Source organism: Labilibaculum sp. DW002 (genome assembly GCF_029029525.1).
Lineage (GTDB): Bacteria > Bacteroidota > Bacteroidia > Bacteroidales > Marinifilaceae > Paralabilibaculum > Paralabilibaculum antarcticum.
Window position 1 is genome coordinate 147,619 of the sequence record NZ_JAKJSC010000003.1, and the last position, 19,768, is coordinate 167,386.

At 37.0% G+C, this 19,768-nt stretch carries 12 protein-coding genes and 1 tRNA gene; 10 read left to right on the forward strand and 3 right to left on the reverse strand.

The features are described 5' to 3' along the window. The first annotated feature begins 121 nt into the window (after positions 1–121). The 4 genes from L3049_RS14960 (at position 122) to gltX (ending at position 6,480) form a co-directional block, all read left to right on the forward strand. The gene (locus tag L3049_RS14960; RefSeq protein ID WP_275110626.1) at positions 122–1,351 is read left to right on the forward strand and encodes a 3-deoxy-D-manno-octulosonic acid transferase; all 1,230 of its coding nucleotides are present in this window, start codon (positions 122–124) and stop codon (positions 1,349–1,351) included. A gap of 414 nt (positions 1,352–1,765) precedes the next feature. Further along, on the forward strand, positions 1,766–4,282 hold the full coding sequence (locus L3049_RS14965; RefSeq protein ID WP_275110627.1) for an adenosylcobalamin-dependent ribonucleoside-diphosphate reductase: 2,517 nt from the start codon (positions 1,766–1,768) through the stop codon (positions 4,280–4,282). 199 nt (positions 4,283–4,481) lie between these two features. After that, positions 4,482–4,871, forward strand: coding sequence for a response regulator (locus L3049_RS14970; RefSeq protein ID WP_275110628.1), 390 nt, complete (start codon positions 4,482–4,484; stop codon positions 4,869–4,871). A 76-nt stretch (positions 4,872–4,947) separates the two neighbouring features. Continuing rightward, complete coding sequence (gene gltX, locus L3049_RS14975) at positions 4,948–6,480, forward strand: glutamate--tRNA ligase (RefSeq protein WP_275110629.1); 1,533 nt, start codon at positions 4,948–4,950, stop codon at positions 6,478–6,480. Between the two features lie 389 nt (positions 6,481–6,869). Here gltX and L3049_RS14980 read toward each other — a convergent pair whose 3' ends face one another. Beyond that, positions 6,870–8,582, reverse strand: coding sequence for a glutamine--tRNA ligase/YqeY domain fusion protein (locus L3049_RS14980; RefSeq protein WP_275110630.1), 1,713 nt, complete (start codon positions 8,580–8,582; stop codon positions 6,870–6,872). Positions 8,583–8,861: 279 nt separating this feature from the next. Here L3049_RS14980 and folB point away from each other — a divergent pair, with 279 nt between their 5' ends. From folB to L3049_RS14995, 3 genes are all read left to right on the forward strand, one after another. Further along, on the forward strand, positions 8,862–9,212 hold the full coding sequence (gene folB / locus L3049_RS14985) for a dihydroneopterin aldolase (protein WP_275110631.1): 351 nt from the start codon (positions 8,862–8,864) through the stop codon (positions 9,210–9,212). A gap of 117 nt (positions 9,213–9,329) precedes the next feature. Beyond that, positions 9,330–9,400 (forward strand) — tRNA-Cys (locus tag L3049_RS14990). 369 nt (positions 9,401–9,769) lie between these two features. Further along, positions 9,770–16,798 (forward strand): immunoglobulin domain-containing protein, encoded by a 7,029-nt coding sequence (locus L3049_RS14995; protein ID WP_275110632.1) that lies wholly within the window; start codon positions 9,770–9,772, stop codon positions 16,796–16,798. A gap of 119 nt (positions 16,799–16,917) precedes the next feature. Here L3049_RS14995 and L3049_RS15000 read toward each other — a convergent pair whose 3' ends face one another. Continuing rightward, positions 16,918–17,628: a Crp/Fnr family transcriptional regulator gene (locus tag L3049_RS15000; RefSeq protein ID WP_275110633.1), complete on the reverse strand. Its 711-nt coding sequence runs from the start codon at positions 17,626–17,628 to the stop codon at positions 16,918–16,920. A gap of 145 nt (positions 17,629–17,773) precedes the next feature. On the opposite strand from L3049_RS15000, the gene L3049_RS15005 reads away from it, so the two are divergent. The 3 genes from L3049_RS15005 (at position 17,774) to L3049_RS15015 (ending at position 18,970) form a co-directional block, all read left to right on the forward strand. Next, complete coding sequence (locus L3049_RS15005; RefSeq protein ID WP_275110634.1) at positions 17,774–17,962, forward strand: ferredoxin; 189 nt, start codon at positions 17,774–17,776, stop codon at positions 17,960–17,962. 110 nt (positions 17,963–18,072) lie between these two features. After that, positions 18,073–18,399 (forward strand): cupin domain-containing protein, encoded by a 327-nt coding sequence (locus tag L3049_RS15010; protein WP_275110635.1) that lies wholly within the window; start codon positions 18,073–18,075, stop codon positions 18,397–18,399. Positions 18,400–18,610: 211 nt separating this feature from the next. Then, entirely contained in the window at positions 18,611–18,970 is a 360-nt protein-coding gene (locus L3049_RS15015) for a rhodanese-like domain-containing protein (protein WP_275110636.1), read from the forward strand. Between the two features lie 77 nt (positions 18,971–19,047). Here the strand turns inward: L3049_RS15015 and L3049_RS15020 are convergent, their stop codons facing one another. Beyond that, the gene (locus L3049_RS15020; protein WP_275110637.1) at positions 19,048–19,749 is read right to left on the reverse strand and encodes a hypothetical protein; all 702 of its coding nucleotides are present in this window, start codon (positions 19,747–19,749) and stop codon (positions 19,048–19,050) included. Between the last annotated feature and the right edge of the window lie 19 nt (positions 19,750–19,768).

Below are 19,768 nucleotides of genomic sequence, written 5' to 3' on the forward strand. Positions count from 1 at the left end.
TAGAATCAGTGTGAAAATGAAATCGTTTAGTCTGAAAACGAAATCTACCACCTAAAATTATTAGTTTTGCAGAGAATAAATATAAGGAAGCTATTTCAGTTAACAGTAACAAATTTCAATTATGGTTCTCTTTTACAATCTTTCCATACGATTCTATGTGTTTGCAGTGCGTATTGCTTCATTTTTCAACCCAAAAGCGAAGCAATGGGTAGATGGAAGGAAGAATTTACTTTCCAGAATAGAAGAGGCAGTAAATGGCGAAGAGAACTTGGTTTGGTTTCATTCCGCATCCTTGGGTGAGTTTGAGCAAGGTCGTCCCGTAATTGAAAAGTTTAAAGAAGAGCATCCCGATTCTAAAATTGTACTTACTTTTTTCTCTCCATCGGGTTATGAGGTGAGAAAGGATTACGCTGGCGCGGATTTTATTTTCTATCTACCACCAGATTTTCCTTCTTATGCCAAAAAGTTTGTTGATTTAGTGAATCCTAAAATGGCCTTCTTTATTAAGTATGAATTTTGGCATCATTACCTTAAGGAATTAAAGAAGAGAGATATTCCAACCTATATTTTTTCGACAATTTTTCGTCCTAATCAGCTATTTTTTAAACCTTGGGGCGGTTTCTATCGCAGAATGTTAACGGCTTTTACACATCTATTCGTTCAAAATCAGGAATCTATGGATTTGTTGAATGGTGTTGGCTTTAAAAATGTATCAATTGCGGGGGATACGCGTTTCGACAGAGTTTATTCGATTGCAACAGCATCTAAAACTTTACCAGAGGTTGAAGAGTTTAGCCAGGGAAGACTCGTATTAATTGCGGGAAGTACTTGGCCTAAAGATGAAGAGGCTATTATTCAGTATATTAATACTTCAAAAAACAATTACAAGTATATTATTGCTGCTCACGAGGTTGATGAGAATCATATAAAAAGCATTGTGAATGCCATTGAGAAGCCTTATGTACGATTTACCTCTGCTACTAAAGCTGAGATTGATGCAGCTGAAGTTTTAGTTGTTGATTGTATTGGTATACTATCCTCATTATACCGTTATGCCGATGTTTCATATATAGGTGGAGGCTTTGGTCGTGGGATACACAACACTTTAGAAGCAGCTTGTTATGGTTTACCCGTTATTTTTGGACCAAACTACCATAAATTTAAAGAGGCAAAAGATCTCATAGAGAATGGAGCTTCATTTTCTTATGAAAAGTATGAGTTATTGGAGGAACTGCTAGATGGTTTCTACCACAATGAGAATAAGCGTAAAGTTTCAGGCGAAAATTCCAAAAATTACGTCGATCAAAAAAGAGGTGCAAGTAGCTTAATTCTATCCAAAATTAAAGCCTAATAAAACAAAAATCTTAGTGGATTTATTGAAAGCTCAATGTTTATTGAGGGTGCCACGTTTTGTCATGATTATTTTACAAAAGGTCGATCTTTTGTGATGAAAGGATTTGTTTATGCCGAACAGATTCCTTATATGATATTTGAGGTAAATTTACTTTTTGGAAAACTTTTTACTTTTTTTGAAAAGTTAATGATCACTTAGTCAATATATTAACATCTATTTGTGGATAACTTTTATTGAATTTACATTATTAATATTGTTCGGTGTTGCGGCTTTACGTAACTTGCATACTACAAAATTTGGCCTAAGTCAAAGTGTCAAATTATTGATTATTAAAGAAAAAACTAAATAATATAACCACCCTTTTTTACGATCTTAATGGAAGTACTAGAGAAGAAGCAAAAAGCTACGGATATGAATCAAACCTTCAGTCCTGAAGAAGCGTTTAAAGCAACATTTGAATATTTTAGAGGTGATGAACTGGCTGCACGAGTTTGGTTGAATAAATATGCTTTGAAAGATTCATTTGGTAATATCTATGAGAAGACTCCAAATGATATGCATCATCGTATTGCAAGTGAAATTGCGCGTGTTGAGCAAAAGTATACTAATCCCTTGTCTGAGGAGGAAATTTTTTCAGTATTAAAAGATTTTAAATATATCGTTCCTCAGGGAAGCCCGATGTCTGGTATTGGAAACAAATTCCAGATTGCTTCTTTATCTAATTGTTTTGTGATTGGTAACAATGGCGATTCTGATTCTTATGGTGGAATCATGAAAATTGATCAAGAGCAAGTTCAGTTGATGAAACGTCGTGGTGGTGTTGGTCATGATTTGTCACACATTCGCCCTAAGGGTTCTCCTGTTAAAAATTCAGCTTTAACTTCAACAGGTATTGTTCCTTTTATGGAGCGTTACTCGAACTCAACTCGTGAGGTTGCTCAGGATGGTCGTCGTGGAGCCTTAATGCTTAGTGTATCTGTAAAGCATCCGGATTCAGAAGAGTTTATTGATGCAAAGATGGAGCAAGGTAAAGTTACCGGAGCCAATGTTTCTGTAAAAATCCTTGATGGGTTTATGGAGTCTGTTCTTGCGAATAAAAAGTACACTCAGCAATACCCGATTAATTCAGATAATCCAACTTATACTAAAGATATTGATGCTGGTAAATTGTGGAAGAAAATTGTTCACAATGCATGGAAATCAGCAGAGCCAGGTATTTTATTCTGGGATACAATTGAGAAGGAATCAGTGCCCGACTGTTATGCAGACCTAGGTTACCGTACTGTTTCGACTAATCCATGTGGTGAAATTCCATTATGTCCTTATGATTCTTGTCGTTTATTGGCTATCAATCTTTATAGCTATGTAGAGAACCCTTTTACGCCTCAGGCAAGCTTTAATTTCGATTTGTTTAAGAAGCATGTTGGAATGGCTCAGCGTATTATGGATGATATTATTGATCTTGAGTTAGAAAAGATTGATGCAATTATAGAAAAGATTGAATCTGATCCGGAAGAAGCTGAAGTGAAACGTGTTGAGCGTAACTTGTGGCAGAATATTAGAACTAAGGCTAAAGAAGGACGTCGTACAGGTGTTGGTATCACTGCTGAAGGTGATATGGTTGCAGCTATGGGCTTGCAATATGGAACTGAAGCAGCTACAGACTTTTCAGAGGAAGTTCATAAGGTAATTGCAATTGAGGCATATCGTGCTTCAGTACATTTAGCGAAAGATCGTGGTGCATTTACTATTTTCGATGCTAAGAGAGAAAGCGAAAACCCATTTATTCTACGTTTGAAAGAGGCTGCTCCAGATATGTATGAGGATATGGTGAAATATGGCCGTCGTAATATTGCTTGTTTGACGATTGCTCCTACCGGAACAACCAGCTTGATGACTCAAACAACTTCGGGTATTGAGCCGGTATTCTTACCAGTTTATAAGCGTCGTAGAAAGGTAAATCCAAATGATAAGGATGTTCGTGTTGACTTTACCGATGAGGTAGGTGATTGTTGGGAAGAATTCGTTGTATTCCACCACAAATTTGTGACTTGGATGGAAGCTAATGGTATTGAAACGGCAAAACACTTTACCGATGAAGAAGTTGAAGAACTTGTAAAAAAATCACCTTACTATAAAGCAACATCAAATGATGTAGATTGGTTGCAAAAGGTACGTATGCAAGGTCGTGTGCAGAAATGGATTGATCACTCGATTAGTGTAACTGTTAACTTACCAAGCGACGTGTCTGAAGAGTTGGTAGGCGATCTTTATGTTGAAGCTTGGAAGAGCGGATGTAAAGGTTGTACGGTTTACCGTGACGGTTCACGTTCGGGAGTACTGATCGCTAACGATAAGAAAGAAGAAGAAGGAAAAGATATTCCGGAAAAGCGCCCTGCTGAACTTGAAGCTGAGGTTGTTCGTTTCCAAAACAATAAAACAAAATGGATTGCCATTATTGGTCTTTATAAAGGAAAACCTTACGAGATTTTTACGGGTATTCAGGATGATGAGGAAGGTATATTGCTACCAAAATCTGTAAACAAAGGATTTATTCTTAAACGTAAGGATGATGAAGGAAATACGCGATATGATTTCCAGTATAGCAATAAGAGAGGCTTTAAAACAACTTTTGAAGGTCTGTCGTATAAGTTTGATAAAGAATTCTGGAATTACGCAAAATTGATCTCAGGGGTATTACGTCATGGTATGCCAATTGAGCAAGTTGTGAACTTGATTTCTGGTCTGCAGCTTGATAGCGAGAATATCAATACATGGAAAAACGGTGTTGAGCGTTCACTTAAGAAATATATTCCTAATGGCACAAAAGCAAAGGGAATGACCTGTACGGATTGTGGTTCAGAACACATTCTCTACCAAGAGGGTTGTCTGATTTGCCAGTCTTGTGGTACGTCTAAATGTGGATAACCTATCTATATAGAAACAAATACTCAGAAATCGGGAAACTTCGTAAGGAGTTTCCCGTTTTTCTTTTAGTTAAATCTACGTAGTTACAACTTGATAAGACGTAATTACTTAGATTTTAGACAAATTGGGGATATCTTTTCAATTTCCTTTTTATGTTACTGATAATTAAATTATCTTAGAGTATAAATAAGATTGCAATATGAGTTTTTCGACGGATTATAACTGGGAGGGAAAGGTGCTATTGGTAGCAGAAGATGAGGATTTCAACTATATCTTTTTGGAAGAAATTCTTATGGATACCAAAGCGAAAATTATTCGTGCACACGATGGTCAAGAGGCGCTTGATATTCTAGAAGCTAATCCTAATATTGATTTGATTTTAATGGATATGCAGATGCCAATAATGAATGGTTACGATGCTACTCGAAATATCAAAAAAATAAAAAATGAAATTCCTATAATTGCCCAGACAGCTTATCATTATGGAGAAGCTTACGAAGAAATTATGGCTGCTGGCTGTGATGATTTCGTATCAAAGCCAATAGATATTGGTGGTTTAAAGGATATGATCGAAAGATTCCTTTTTTAATTAATTTTCTATTTTTATCTCCCCTTTTTCTTTCCTCATATTTCTTATCTTTGTTGCCTAATTAAAGGATATTACAATGAACGATAATAAAGTCAGAGTTCGATTTGCCCCTAGTCCAACAGGACCTTTACATATGGGAGGTGTTAGAACAGCCCTTTTCAACTATTTATTTGCCCGTAAACACGGTGGCGAATTCTTGTTACGTATTGAGGATACCGATCAAACGCGTTATGTACCAGGTGCTGAAGATTATATTGCAGAAGCCTTAAACTGGTGTGGTATTACTATAGATGAAGGTGCTACTGTTGGTGGGGAATATGGTCCATACCGTCAGTCTGAGAGAAAACCATTGTATCGCGAGTATGCTGAGAAATTAATTGCATCAGGTGATGCTTACTATGCTTTTGATACAGCGGAAGAACTGGATGCTATTCGTAATGAATACGAAGCTGAAAAGAAGACCTTTACATATAACCCTGATACTCGTGATAACTTAAACAACTCTTTAGCATTAAGTGCTGATGAAGTTCAAGCTAAGATCGAAGCAGGTACACCTTACGTTGTGCGTTTCAAAATGCCAGTAAACGAAGAACTTCATCTTGATGATGAGATTAGAAAACATGTTATATTCAACACTTCTGCGCTTGACGACAAGGTTCTTTTCAAATCGGATGGTATGCCAACATACCACTTAGCTAATGTCGTTGATGATTACTTGATGAAGATATCTCACGTGATTCGTGGTGAGGAATGGTTACCATCTATGCCTCTTCACGTTTTATTATACAAAAAATTAGGTTGGGAAGCTGAAATGCCAAAATTTGCACACCTGCCATTAATTCTTAAGCCTGTAGGAAAAGGTAAACTTAGTAAACGTGATGGTGATAAGCTTGGATTCCCTGTTTTCCCTTTACTTTGGACTGATCCAAAAACGCAAGACATTTCTTCTGGATATCGTGAAGATGGTTACTTCCCTGAAGCATTTGTTAATATGTTAGCTTTCTTAGGATGGAACCCTGGAACCGAGCAAGAGATTTTCTCAATGGAGGAATTATCTGAAGCATTCTCGTTGGATAGAGTTGGAAAATCAGGTTCAAAATTCGATCCGGAAAAAACAAAATGGTTCAACCGTCAGTACTTAGTGACTAAATCTGATGAAGAAATTGGTCAGCTATTCAGTAAAGAAGTGCTTGCTGAAAAAGGAATCGAAGCTGATTCAGATAAAGTAACAAGAGTTTGCGGCATGGTTAAAGATCGTGTTGACTTTATCTCTGAACTTTGGGATCAAGTTAACTTCTTCTTCGAAGCTCCTTTGGAATTCGATGCAAAGACTGCTAAAAAAGCTTGGAAAGGTGAAGCTGCTGAATTAATGCAGGAACTTAAAACTATCTTATCTGATATCTCTGATTTCTCATCTGCAAACACAGAGATAATTGTCAAAGAATGGATTACAGCTAAAGAAATTGGTTTTGGTAAAGTTATGAACCCATTCCGTTTGGCAATGGTAGGCGCTGGAAAAGGGCCACATATGTTCGACATTATCGAATTATTGGGAAAAGACGAAAGTATTGCTCGTTTAGACTATGCAATTGAGAACATCAAAAAATAGATTTTAATAGCACTGAATAAAACCAGTGACATAGAATATAAGAACCACTTCCAGCTTTGGAGGTGGTTTTTTTGTTTTTTTAAGTCTCCCTTTCAGGGGAGATATAGAGGGGTGTTCACAGAAGAATTTTGATAATCTGAACTTACATTGGAATACAAATAAAGAATAAATCTTTCTCTTGGAGGGAAAGTGCCGATGACGAAAGGATGTATTGGTTCATTACATCCCTCTGTCCTGTTGGACATCTCCCCTAAAAAGGGAGACGCTATAAATTAAATAGATTGCTTAAAATTTAATGGATAGGATATAAAAAAAACCTGTCAGAATTCTAAATTCTAACAGGTTTGTTATATTGTCTTGAAGCTTGCAGCTGTGGGCTGATAGCTATTTTACTTCTTTTGTTTTTTAGACCATGAGTCTTTTAAAGGTACAGTACGGTTGAAAATTAATTTCTCGGCATTTGTATCCTTATCAACAGAGAAATATCCCAAACGTGTAAATTGGTATCCTTGTTCTGCTTTAGCATCTTTTAAACAAGGCTCAACATAACATTCAGAAAGAATACTTAAAGAATCAGGATTAATGAATTCTTTAAAGTCTACATCTTTTTGAGCATCTGGAGCTTCATCGTTGAATAAACGATCGTAAATTCTCACCTCTGCTTTAGCAGCATGCTTAGCAGAAACCCAATGAAGCGTTCCTTTTACTTTACGTTTACTTTCCTCAGAACCACTTCCTGATTTTGATAATGGATCGTATGTTGCGTGAATTTCTGTGATGTTACCATCGGCATCCTTCACCGCTTTCTCACACATTACAATATAACCGGCCTTAAGGCGAACTTCGCGACCAGGCGTCATTCTGAAGAATTTTCTAGGCGCATCTTCCATAAAGTCCTCACGCTCGATGTAGAGTTCTCTTGAGAAAGGAATTTCTCGTGATCCTGATTCCGGATCTTCCGGATTATTCTCGATGCTTAAGAATTCTTCTTGTCCTTCAGGGTAGTTTGTTAATACCAGTTTTACCGGATTAAGCACAGCCATTACACGAGGTGCTGTTTTGTTCAAATCTTCACGAACACAGTGTTCCAAAACTGAAACATCAATCACATTATTACGCTTTGCCACACCAATGGTATCAGCAAAGTTTTTAATTGAATTTGGGGTATAACCTCTTCTACGCAAACCTGAGATGGTTGGCATTCGAGGATCATCCCATCCCGATACGTGATTTTCGTTAACCAATTGAAGAAGCTTACGCTTACTCATTACCGTGTAACTCAAATTCAAACGTGCAAATTCACGTTGTTTAGGCTGGTATTCAGTATCTGTAATATTGTTTACAAACCACTCGTAAAGTGGACGATGAACTTCAAATTCAAGTGTACAGATTGAGTGAGTGATCCCCTCTAAATAATCCGACTCGCCATGAGCATAGTCGTACATCGGGTAAATACACCAGGCATCGCCCGTACGGTGATGATGCGCATGCATAATACGATACATCAATGGATCACGCATGTGCATGTTTGGCGATGCCATATCAATTTTTGCACGTAATACTTTTTCTCCATCCTTAAATTCACCAGCTCTCATTCGAGCAAACAAATCTAAATTTTCTTCAACAGAACGGCTACGGAACGGGCTTTCGGTTCCGGGAACCGTTGGCGTACCTTTCTGTTCAGCAATAGTTGCTGCAGATTGGTCATCAACGTATGCTTTACCGTCCTTAATTAACTTGACAGCCCAATCGTATAGTTGTTCAAAATAGTCAGAGGTGTAGTAAGGATCTGCATCCCACTGAAAACCTAACCATTTGATATCTTCCATTATAGAATCTACGTATTCTGTATCTTCCTTTACAGGATTAGTGTCGTCGAAACGTAGGTTGCATTTTCCCTGGTATTGTTGGGCAAGGCTAAAGTTTAGGCAGATTGCTTTTGCATGTCCAATGTGTAGGTAACCGTTTGGCTCCGGAGGGAAACGGGTGTGTACTCTACCATCATTGACATTGTTTTTCAGATCCTCTTCAATGATCTGCTGGATAAAATTCAGAGATTTTACTTCCTTAGCATTCTCGTCATTCATAGTCTTGTTATCCATACTTCACTCTAATTTAGATGATACATGTATTGCCTGAGATTCGGAATCGAATCCTGCCTTGCTTTTCTGATTGAAATGCTGATTACTAAATTTACAATAATTTGTTTTATTAGATGCAATTCAAACGAAAAAACAAAAGTATAGAAAATCCGTTAAAATCAATTACGATTTGGTGATTACGAACTAGTAATTAGTACATGAATCGTAATTTTATACTCTGAATTCGTAAAATCTAATTTTATCTCTTATTTTCGCCAACGAATATCATATCAAAAGAAGATGGGAATTATAGAACTGGAAGGATTGGAATTTTATGGCTATCATGGCTGTTTTGTTGAAGAGCAAGTGGTAGGTAATAAGTTTATTGTATATGTGCGCATGGAGTATAATGCTGAAAAAGCAGTAAAATCAGACCAAATTGGTGATGCACTAAATTACCAACGTGCATATGAAATGATAAAAGAGCAAGTTCAAATTACTTCTCATTTATTGGAGCATGTTGGACAGCGGATTTTGGATGTTTTGTATGAAAAATTCCCGGAATTGGAGAAGGCTACCGTTAAAGTTTCGAAAATGAATCCCCCTATGGGCGGGCAAATCGAGAAAGTTAGTTTAACTTTAAGTCGATAAGTTTTTGATAATGCTTGCGTTGTAAAAAACTTGTAATTTTTTTAGCATAAAAGCTTTAAAAAGTTTGTACGAGTAAAACAGAAATTTATATCTTTGCATCGCTCTTAAGGAGAAAAGGGTCTCTTGGCCGAGTGGCTAGGCAGTGGTCTGCAAAACCATCTACGGCGGTTCGAATCCGCCAGAGACCTCAATAAAAACGCTTAACTTCCTAGAAGTTAAGCGTTTTTTTATGCACTAAAGAAAGAGCTGTAATTACTATAAAGCCACATGAATTCTGCAATTTATGTGGCTTTTATTATAGGTTTTAATTAAACCAATAACTTCTTTATGATATTTTACGTATGATTAATTTAGCTTATAAAAAGGATTCGTTTACATGCCTATGTAGATGGAAATGAGGTCTTTTTTGTAACAGGTTTATAAATAGAACACGATTTCAAATTATAAGCTTAATAAGATTTAAAATAAATCTGGTGGGATATTACTAATGCATTAGATTAAATCTTTGATAAATGTTTATTTTGTAAACCGTATGTATTATTATAATCGATAGGTTAATGCAAAAATTCTGCTCAAAAATATTTTTTTTCTTTATTCTCTTCCTTTCACTTGGATCTTCCCTAGCTGCGCAAGATTATGATTTTTATTCAGATGCATATGAAATTTCAGATATAAATGATTGGCAATCTGCAGATGCAGAATTTACAACCATAGGAGCCACAGCTGATGGTGTTCAAGCATCTTGTTGGAATACCAATGCAGATTATACTAGATGGTTTAAGTTTCAGGCGACCACCAATATGGTGAACGTTACCGTTAAACGAGGCGGTAGCTTGGGGACCATACGTAGAGTTAATCTTGCTTTATGGCAAGCCGACGGGACAAGTGAGATTTCTTGTAATCGATATGTCGGAAACAATGATAATGTAACAGTTGGTGCTGCTAATTTAGTTGTAGGCAATTGGTATTATATTTCGGTTGATAACCATTATGGGCCTTATCGCGGAAGCTTTACTTTAGCCGTAAATAACCAGGTTGATTACGATTATTATGAGGGAGCCTATGAAATTCCTGATATTAATAATTGGCAATCTGCAGATGCAGAATTTTCAACTGTTGGCGCTACGGCTGATGGAGTTCAAGCATCTTGTTGGAATACCAATGCTGATTATACTAGGTGGTTTAAGTTTCAGGCCACAACCAATATGGTGAATGTAACTGTTAAGCGAGGTGGAAGTTTAGGAACGTTACGTAGAACAAATCTTGCTTTGTGGGAAGCCAATGGAACAAGTGAACTTGCTTGCAATCGATACATCGGAAACAATGATAATGTAACAGTTGGTGTTGCTAATTTAGTTGTAGGCAATTGGTATTATATTTCGGTTGATAATCATTATGGACCTTATCGCGGAAGCTTTACTTTAGCCGTAAATAATCAAGCTGATTACGATTATTACGAAGGAGCTATCGAATTAACTGATTTAAGTGATTGGGATTCATCTGATGCGGCTTATACAACTTATGGAGCGACTTCAGATTTGAATGCTGGTTCCTGTTGGAATACCTCTGCGCATTATAATCGTTGGTTTAAATTTCAGGCAACAAGCTCTGCAATAACTATAGAGGTAAAGCGAGGGGGAACCCTAGGAACGGTTCGAAGAATAAATGCTGCTTTATGGGAAGCAGATGGTACAACAGAGATTGCTTGTAAACGATATATTGGAAATAACGATAATGTAACTGTTGGAAGTGTTAGTTTGGTACCGGGTAATTGGTATTATCTCTCAGTTGATAATAATCATAGTTCTTACCGTGGTTCTTTTAGCTTGCACGTAGATGATCAGGCAGATTATGATTTTTATGAGGGAGCCGTTGAGTTAACTGAACTTGATGATTGGTGCTCTGCTGATGCTGAATATTCAACTGTAGGAGCTTCTTCCGATCGATTAGCTGGTTCTTGCTGGAATACTTCACCCAATTATAATCGCTGGTTCAAATTTACAGCTACAACCAATACAATTAATGTGACCGTTAAGCGTGGTGGTACTTTAGGAACAATCCGCAGGATTAATTTGGCCTTATGGGATGGTGATGGAGTAAGCGAAGTTGCTTGTAATCGATATGTGTCTGATAATGATAATGTGAGTGCAGGGTCAACGGTTTTAGTTCCTGGAAATGAGTATTACATATCGGTAGACAACAATTACAGTGGTTATCGTGGAACATTCACTTTATGTATTGATAATCAGACAGATTATGATTTTTATGAAGGAGCGAAGGATGTAACAAGCCTGATAAATTCCTGTTCTGCTGATGCAGAATTCACTACTGTTGGAGCAACTTCAGATTTAAATGCTGGATCTTGTTGGAATACTTCACCTAATTATAACCGATGGTTCAAATTTACTGCTACAACCAATATGATTAACCTGACGGTTAAACGAGGCGGAAGTTTTGGAACCATTCGAAGGATCAATGCAGCTTTGTGGGAGGCCGATGGACTAACAGAAGTTTCTTGTAATAGATATGTGAATACAGATGATAATGTAAGTGTAGGATCGATTGATCTTGTACCAGGTAACGAGTATTATTTTTCTGTTGATAACAATTACAGTGGTTACCGAGGCACGTTTACACTTTGTATAGAGGATCAGTTAGACTATGATTTTTTCGAAGGAGCTAAGGACATTACCAATTTGATTAACTCTTGTTCTAACGATGCTGAATATACTACAGTTGGTGCAACTCCCGATCGAATAGCTGCTCCATGCTGGAATACTTCTCCTAATTATAACAGATGGTTCAAATTTTTGGCTGTTAAACCTGCCATTAATATTGAGTTGAAACGAGGTGGAAGCTTTGGAACCATTCGAAGAGCAAATATTGCACTTTTTGATAGCGATGGAATAACCGTATTGGATTGCAATCGATATGTAAATACAAATGATAATGTTCAGGTCGATCATGAAGGTCTTACTGTTGGACAGTGGTATTATATTGCTGTAGATAATAACTATAGCGGTTATCGAGGAACATTCACGCTTTGCTTGGATGATAATGTGAGCTACGATTATTACGAGGGAGCTAAGGAACTAGGAATTATTCACAATTGGACAAGTATGGATGCTGCCTACACAACAATTGGCGCAACTCCAGATCGAAATGCAGCTTCTTGTTGGAATACTTCTCCCAATTACAATCGATGGTTTAAGTTTACCGCAACAACAAATCAAATTCATTTTGAAGTAAGACGCGGTGGCAGCTATGGTACGATTCGAAGAATTAACCTTGCTATTTGGCAAGCAGATGGAATTACCGAGGTTTCTTGTAATCGATACATCGATAACAATGATAATGTTCTGGTAGAATCTATTGATTTGATTCCTGGAAATACCTACTATGCTTCTGTTGATAATAATTACAGTGGCTATCGGGGTACTTTCTCTTTATTTGTTAATGATGAAGTGGATTATGATTTTTATGAAGGTGCTAAGGATGTAACTCATTTAATCAATTCAACTTCAGATCTAGAGGCTTATACGACTTTGGGAGCTACTGCGGATAAAAATGCTGCATCTTGTTGGAATACAGTACCAAATTATAATCGCTGGTTTAAATTTCAAGCTACTTCTCCAGGTATTAATGTTACGGTTAAGCGTGGTGGTGTTTATGGTACGGTACGTAGAGTAAATCTTGCCTTGTGGGAAGCCGATGGAACATCAGAAATTGCTTGTGATCGCTATATCAGCAATAATGATGAGGTCGATTTAAGTCATGAAGGATTAACGGTAGGCAATTGGTATTACATTTCTGTAGACAATAATTATAGTGGCTATCGAGGTACATTTACCTTGGAATTGAATGACGATGTTGGTTACGATTATTATGAGGGAGCAATAGAATTAATTGATATTAACAATTGGGAATCTGCACCAGCAGAATATTCAACTCAAGGAGCAACACCAGATAAAATTGCAGCATCTTGTTGGAATACTTCTCCAAATTATAACCGTTGGTTTAAATTTGTAGCAACCACTCCTGTTATCGATGTGGAGGTGAAAACAGGTGGAATTTACGGTAATGTACGCAGAATAAATGCTGCCATTTGGCAAGATGATGGTCTTACACAAGTTGCTTGTAACCGATATCAGAATAATAATGATAACGTACAATTAGGTGCCAATAATTTAATTCCAGGAAACACCTACTACATATCAGTTGATAATAATTACAGTGGTTATAGAGGAACTTTTACCCTTGCCGTAAACGATGAGGTTGATTATGATTTTTATGAAGGAGCTTATGAATTAACGGAGCTTAATAGTTGGCAATCTGTCGATGCACAGTTCAGTACAATGGGTGCAACTTCTGATAAAAATGCTGCTTCTTGTTGGAACACGTCTCCTAATTACAATCGCTGGTTTAAATTTCAAGCTTTAAGTGCTGATGTTAGCATTGATGTATTAAGAGGTGGATCTTTAGGCACAGTTCGTCGCTTGAATGCAGCTTTGTGGGAAGCCGACGGAACAACAGAAATTGCTTGTAAAAGATATTCTGGTAACAATGATAACCTAAATATTACACAATCTGGTTTAACACCAGGTAATTGGTACTACATTTCGGTTGATAACAATTACAGCGGATACCGAGGAACTTTTACATTAGCAATAAATAATGTAAGTGGCACGGAGTACTATGCCATTGCCAATGGTAATTGGAATGATACAAATACTTGGTCGCTTACAGAGGGTGGCCTACCTGCCGGTACGATTCCTGTAGCAGCAAATATTGCTCACATTGGAGGATATACAGTAAGCGTAAATGCCGATGCAGCTTGTGCCTATTTAGATATTGATGTTAAAAATAGTACAACAGGCCTAATTGTAGATGCTGCAAATCTGGATGTGAAAGGAGCACTTGATTTTGTTAATTCTGGCAATAACTTCGACGCTTCAATACAAATTCTGAATGGAGGAAACTTATTGGTGAATGCCGATTTAGAAATGAATAGGAATGGAGGATCTAATAACTTTTTCATCGATATTCAAGGAAATTCTACTTTGGAAATAGGTAACGATTTGAAATTGATTAGTGCATCAGGAACGTCTTTTGAAACTCAAATTAACTTGGCATCATCTGCTGTTTTAAATATAGAAAGAGACATCAACTGTGTGAGTACAGGGGGAACCAAAATTAAAATATCTGCTGCGAATAATTCGATTATTCAGGCCAAACGAGATATCGTTTATAGTGCAAATATGGCTGATATGCTCGAAATTGAATTGGTAAACAATGCTAGTATCGAATTGGGTAGAAGTTTTGTAAGAGGAAGTACGGCTTATGGAGTTTTGGATTGCCAGAATAATTCAACAGTTAATTTTAACGGAACAGAATACATTCAGGAAATTGCAGCAAATGCCGGTGCCGGTGGTGATGCATTTGTTTATCAGAATTTGACTGTAAATAACACTCGAATTTCTGTGCCACAAGTAAGTCTTGAAGGAGATGTTGTGGTTAACAAGCAATTGAATTTAATTTCAGGTGTAATTCATACAGAAGTAGGAAAAACTTTGACTTTAGCAAATACTGCTTCTTTATTGGGAGGTAGTTCGAGCAGTTATATCGAAGGACCGTTAGAAAAGATTGGCAATACAGCTTTTACCTTTCCAATTGGAAAGGATGGCTTGTATCAGCCAATTACGATTTCAGCTCCTTCGTCTTCAACTGATGCATTTACTGCAGAATATTTTGCTCAAGATCCCGATGGAACTTATAGTCGAGATCTAAAAGATCCTGCAATTGATAATATTTCAGATTGTGAATATTGGATGTTAGAAAGAACGGCAGGAAATTCTAACGTTAGGCCTACTCTTTTGTGGGATGGCGATGCATGTTGTATTAGCGATCTGTCTAGTCTTAAAGTTACAACTTGGGATGGAGCCCAATGGACCGACCTTGGGAATGCTTCAACTACTGGAAATACCTTGAATGGAAGCATTCAGTCTTCTGGTTCAATAAGCAATGCTTCTAATCCTGTTACTTTTGGTAATCCACTTCCAGCAAGCGATTTTATAGGTTTGTCGGGCCCTTATTGTACAAATGATACGCCGACCGTACTTACAGGATCTCCACAAGATGCAAAGGGCGAATTTTCTGGACCTGGAATTATAGATAATGGAGATGGAACGGCCACATTCACACCTTTGGATGCAGGTGGTGGAACACACACGATATATTATTCTTATACAACTGCTTTGTCAGGATGTAGCAGAACAACCAGTCAGGATGTAGTGGTTAATTTTGATCCAACCGCTTCGGTAACTGGAACGGCTACAATTTGTGCCGACGAGCCAACAGATATTTCTTTATTCTTTACGGGAGTAGCACCATGGACAGTTACCTATACCGATGGAACGAATTCCTACACTGTAACAACATCAAGCAATCCATATGTGTTCGAAACGAATGTTCCCGGCACTTACGAAATAACAAGTTTAGTAGATAGTGAAGGTTGTGTAGGTAGTAATTTTGGTGAGAAGGCAGTAATCACGAATCATGATAAGCCTGTTAAAGCTGTGATATCTGTTGTTACTGGATTTACAACTTTCTGTGATGGAGAAAGTGTTACGCTTGAATCTTCAGATTCCGATTACTATTATTGGTCTGATGGACTTACAACACAACAGAATATTGTTACAGAATCGGGTAGTTATACCGTTCAGACCTACAATGCTTTTGGATGTTTGAGTGAGGTGTCAGATCCTATAGATATAACTGTTAATCAGGCACCAGAACCTAGTTTAATTGGACCTTCTTCCTTTTGTATTGGTAGTGGAAATTCAGATTATTTTACCGAAGCAGGAATGGATAATTACCAGTGGACGGTAGCTGCAGGTGGAACAATTGTATCGGGAGGAACAGCAACAGATCATACCATAAGTATTCTTTGGAATACGATTGGAAACAAAACGCTTAGTGTGAATTACGAGAATTTATTGAACTGTGCAGCAGCAACACCAACTGTTTTTGATGTGGCCGTGGGCGTATTGCCATCGGTTACGTTTTCTTGCAGCGATGTGGATAATGAAATTTGCTTAGGTGAGACAGTAACTTACACAGCAGGGGGTGGAGACGAATACGAATTCTATGTGAATGGTTCTATTGTTCAAGCGCAATCAACTACAAATACATATGTCACAAATAGTTTACTAGATGGAGATGATGTTTCGGTAAAAGTTGTGGATATTTCTTCTGGTTGTTACGATGAACAAAATCTTTTTATTATTGTAAATACGCCTTCAGTATCGGCTACAGCCATTGATGTTGCTAACAATGGAACTTGTGTTGGAAGTACGAAGACACTAACGCCAATTGGAGGTACTTTAGGAATAGGCGCAAGTTGGAATTGGTATTCTGAGGCTGCTTGTACCAATCTCCTATACACGGGAACTTCTTTTGATGTAGATCCTGCTGTAGATACCCAATATTGGTTACGCGCCGAAGGTTCTTGTGGTACAACAGCAACGGTTAATCAAAATGTAATTGTTGCAACACCTCCTCAACCAAAGGGAATTTATCATGAGTAAGGTATTGAATTAGAATATATAATTAATAACCCATCTGTGTATTTCATAGATGGGTTTTTATTTGATATTAGGTGGATAGAAATATTTTAAACGAGAGCCATTTATGAAGGGAATAATCCCTAATCCCTCAAACTATTAATGCATGAGCTTGAGTTGCAAGCAATCATTCGCTGCATATCTTGTTTTTTTAGAAGCTTAATTTCTTTTCCTTCGGCTTGTATAAAACCATTGTTGTGGAGGTTTCTTATTTCGCGGGTAAGGGAAGGGCGGTTTACACCAAAATGATGTGCCAACTCACTTTGCGATTTTTTAATTGTGAGGGTATCGGAGTTTTGATCCTTCGATAAACGAAGCAGGTAAACAAAGAGTTTTTCTTTTAGGGTTCGGAGCGAGAAGCAGGAAATTTTGTTGTGTAGAAAATGCGTTCGTTCGGCTACTTTTTCCATATAATTCTGAAAGAAAAGCTGATTGGTTTGCATCAAGTTCATGACTTCAGTTTTTTCTATTTGCAGAATTTTTAGATTTGTTTTAGCAAGAATATCTAAAGGATATTCTAAATCTTTACCAAACACCAAGGCGCTTGCTAAGGCCATTGGTGCCTTTTGCTCGGTTAAGTGAAAAACCTTGCCATTTTCGTCGGTAACTTCACCATAAACCTCGCCTTCTACAAGTATGAACAGACTTTTTAAGTAGCTGTCTTTTTTAATTAAATAGTCGCCTTTTGCATAGGTTTTAAAAGTATAGTTAATCTTACTTAGTAGTTCTGCTACCGAAGTTTCACTCATGCCATTAAAAAGAGTGCAAGCTGAAATTTGTTTTAAATCTTCCATTCTATTTTGCTCTTGGTACCATATGGTACCGTTTTTCTAATCTGAAAGCCAGATCTTTGTTAAAGTACAAAAAAATAAAAGAGAAAGTATAGATCGCCACTTATTGAATATATCACGACAGTGGCAGGTAAAAAAGGAGTTGATTATGACGATAGCAAAAGTTTGGATTGAGGATGGCTGTATTGCCTGTGGTATTTGTGAGGAGATTTGTCCTGAGGTTTTTGTGGTAGATAGCGAATCTAGTGTAAAATTGAATGTAGATTTTAATACATATGCATCGGGAATTAAGGATGCTGCGGATGCATGTCCAGTGGAGGTAATTAAATACGAATAAGCTAAGGCTGGAAACAAAATTGGCCCTTGTAACATATGTTACTGTTTTAGAGCTTTGAAAGCTCGATATTTACCAATGGAAATAATAAAAACAAGTTAAAATACTTAATCATGGAGATAAAAAAGATATTTGAAGCGGAGTCGTTTGTAAACGGTCATGGTGTTGAAGCCAGAAAGTTTCATCAAGATGAATATATGATGATGGTGCATTTAAATTTGAATCCAGGTGATACTATTGCTAAACATGCTGCACCTCTTGATGTTCGGTTTTTGGTTTTGGAAGGAAAGGGAATTGTTGAGATAAGAGACGAAAGCAAAGAAGTGGAAGCAAATACCCTAATCGAAAGTCCTGCAAATTGCGGACATGGCTGGAGAAACGAAAGTGATTCTGTATTGCGAATTGTTGTGATGAAAATGCAAGCTTCTACTAAAAAATAAAGGGAAGATAAACGACATATAATTGATTCCATCTACAATCTTTGTAGGTGGAATTTTATTTTTAACAAACTTTAAGCCTACCATTACTCATATTTGTGATTTATCATGTTCTGTGCCTTTATATTTTTTTATATTTGTTAGACCCTATGCCATTAATGTCGACGAAGAGATGTAATTGGTACTAATAAATTTAATTTAAAGATATAAGCATATGAGTTTTTTCCAAAATAACGATAACGGCCCAAAAACAAGTTACACAGCTCTAGAGCTAATGAATGAATTAGAAAAACGTGATGATATTTTGCTGATTGACGTTCGTGAGCCTCATGAACTGGCTAAGGATGGTATTGCAAATGCAATGCACGTTCCAATGGACGAAATTCAAAATAAACTTCCTCTTTTACCAAAGGATAAGGATCTAATTATCTTTTGTCATTTAGGTTTTAGAAGCAAGCAGGTGAGAAACTTTTTGCATAAAGTAGGCTATCACAAAACTGCTCACTTAAAAGGAGGCTTGTACAGTTGGAATCGTGAATTAAAACGACAAGCAAAACAAACTGCTGAAGTTTAAGAGGTAAAATCCGTAAAGAAATAGAAAAAGCTCAATGACCTAGGTTGTTGAGCTTTTTGCATGAAATAGTATAGCTCTTAAACGAACTTCTCTCGTTTTTGCAGATTAATCAAACTCCAAAGAATGGAGATGATTGATCCCACAATCAGCATCATTCTGTTTTGATAGAGTACATTTTGCCAAATGGCATAACTCATATTGCCAGGTACATCAAAAGGATTTAAGAAAATGTTCCACTTGCTCGATTGCAGAGGTTCTGCCAGAATCAGAAATACCAGACCAATAATCACCATAACAACTGCTGCACCACTGGCATTTTTAAGTAAGGAAGCTAGTAGAAAGGCCAAGCTGGCTAAGAATAAAAGACAATACATTAGCTCGTAAACCATATGGAATACGGAGATCCGGATAACAGAAAAGACCGTAATTGAAGACATCAGACACATGATTAAGAACAATAGTAATATGCTTAAAACGAATCGTACCAAATACACTTTGTAGCGGTAGTTTGGGATGCCAAAAATAATTTCGAGCATTCGCGTATCCTTGTCGCTTTGGATGTTGAAGATAACAGGGTAGAACAAAATAAGAACACCCGGAAATATTAAAGTGCCATAGATATCTGCTTCTTCGGGGCTAGAATCTGTAAATAGCATGATACCTGTTACCATAAAATAGAAGGCAAATGCTGCAATCAGGAAATAGATGAATTTATTCGCAAAAATGATTTTCACATTGTAGCGAATAAAGTGGAGTAGTAGTATCAGTTGCTCTTTCATTTGTTGTTATTTTTTCACC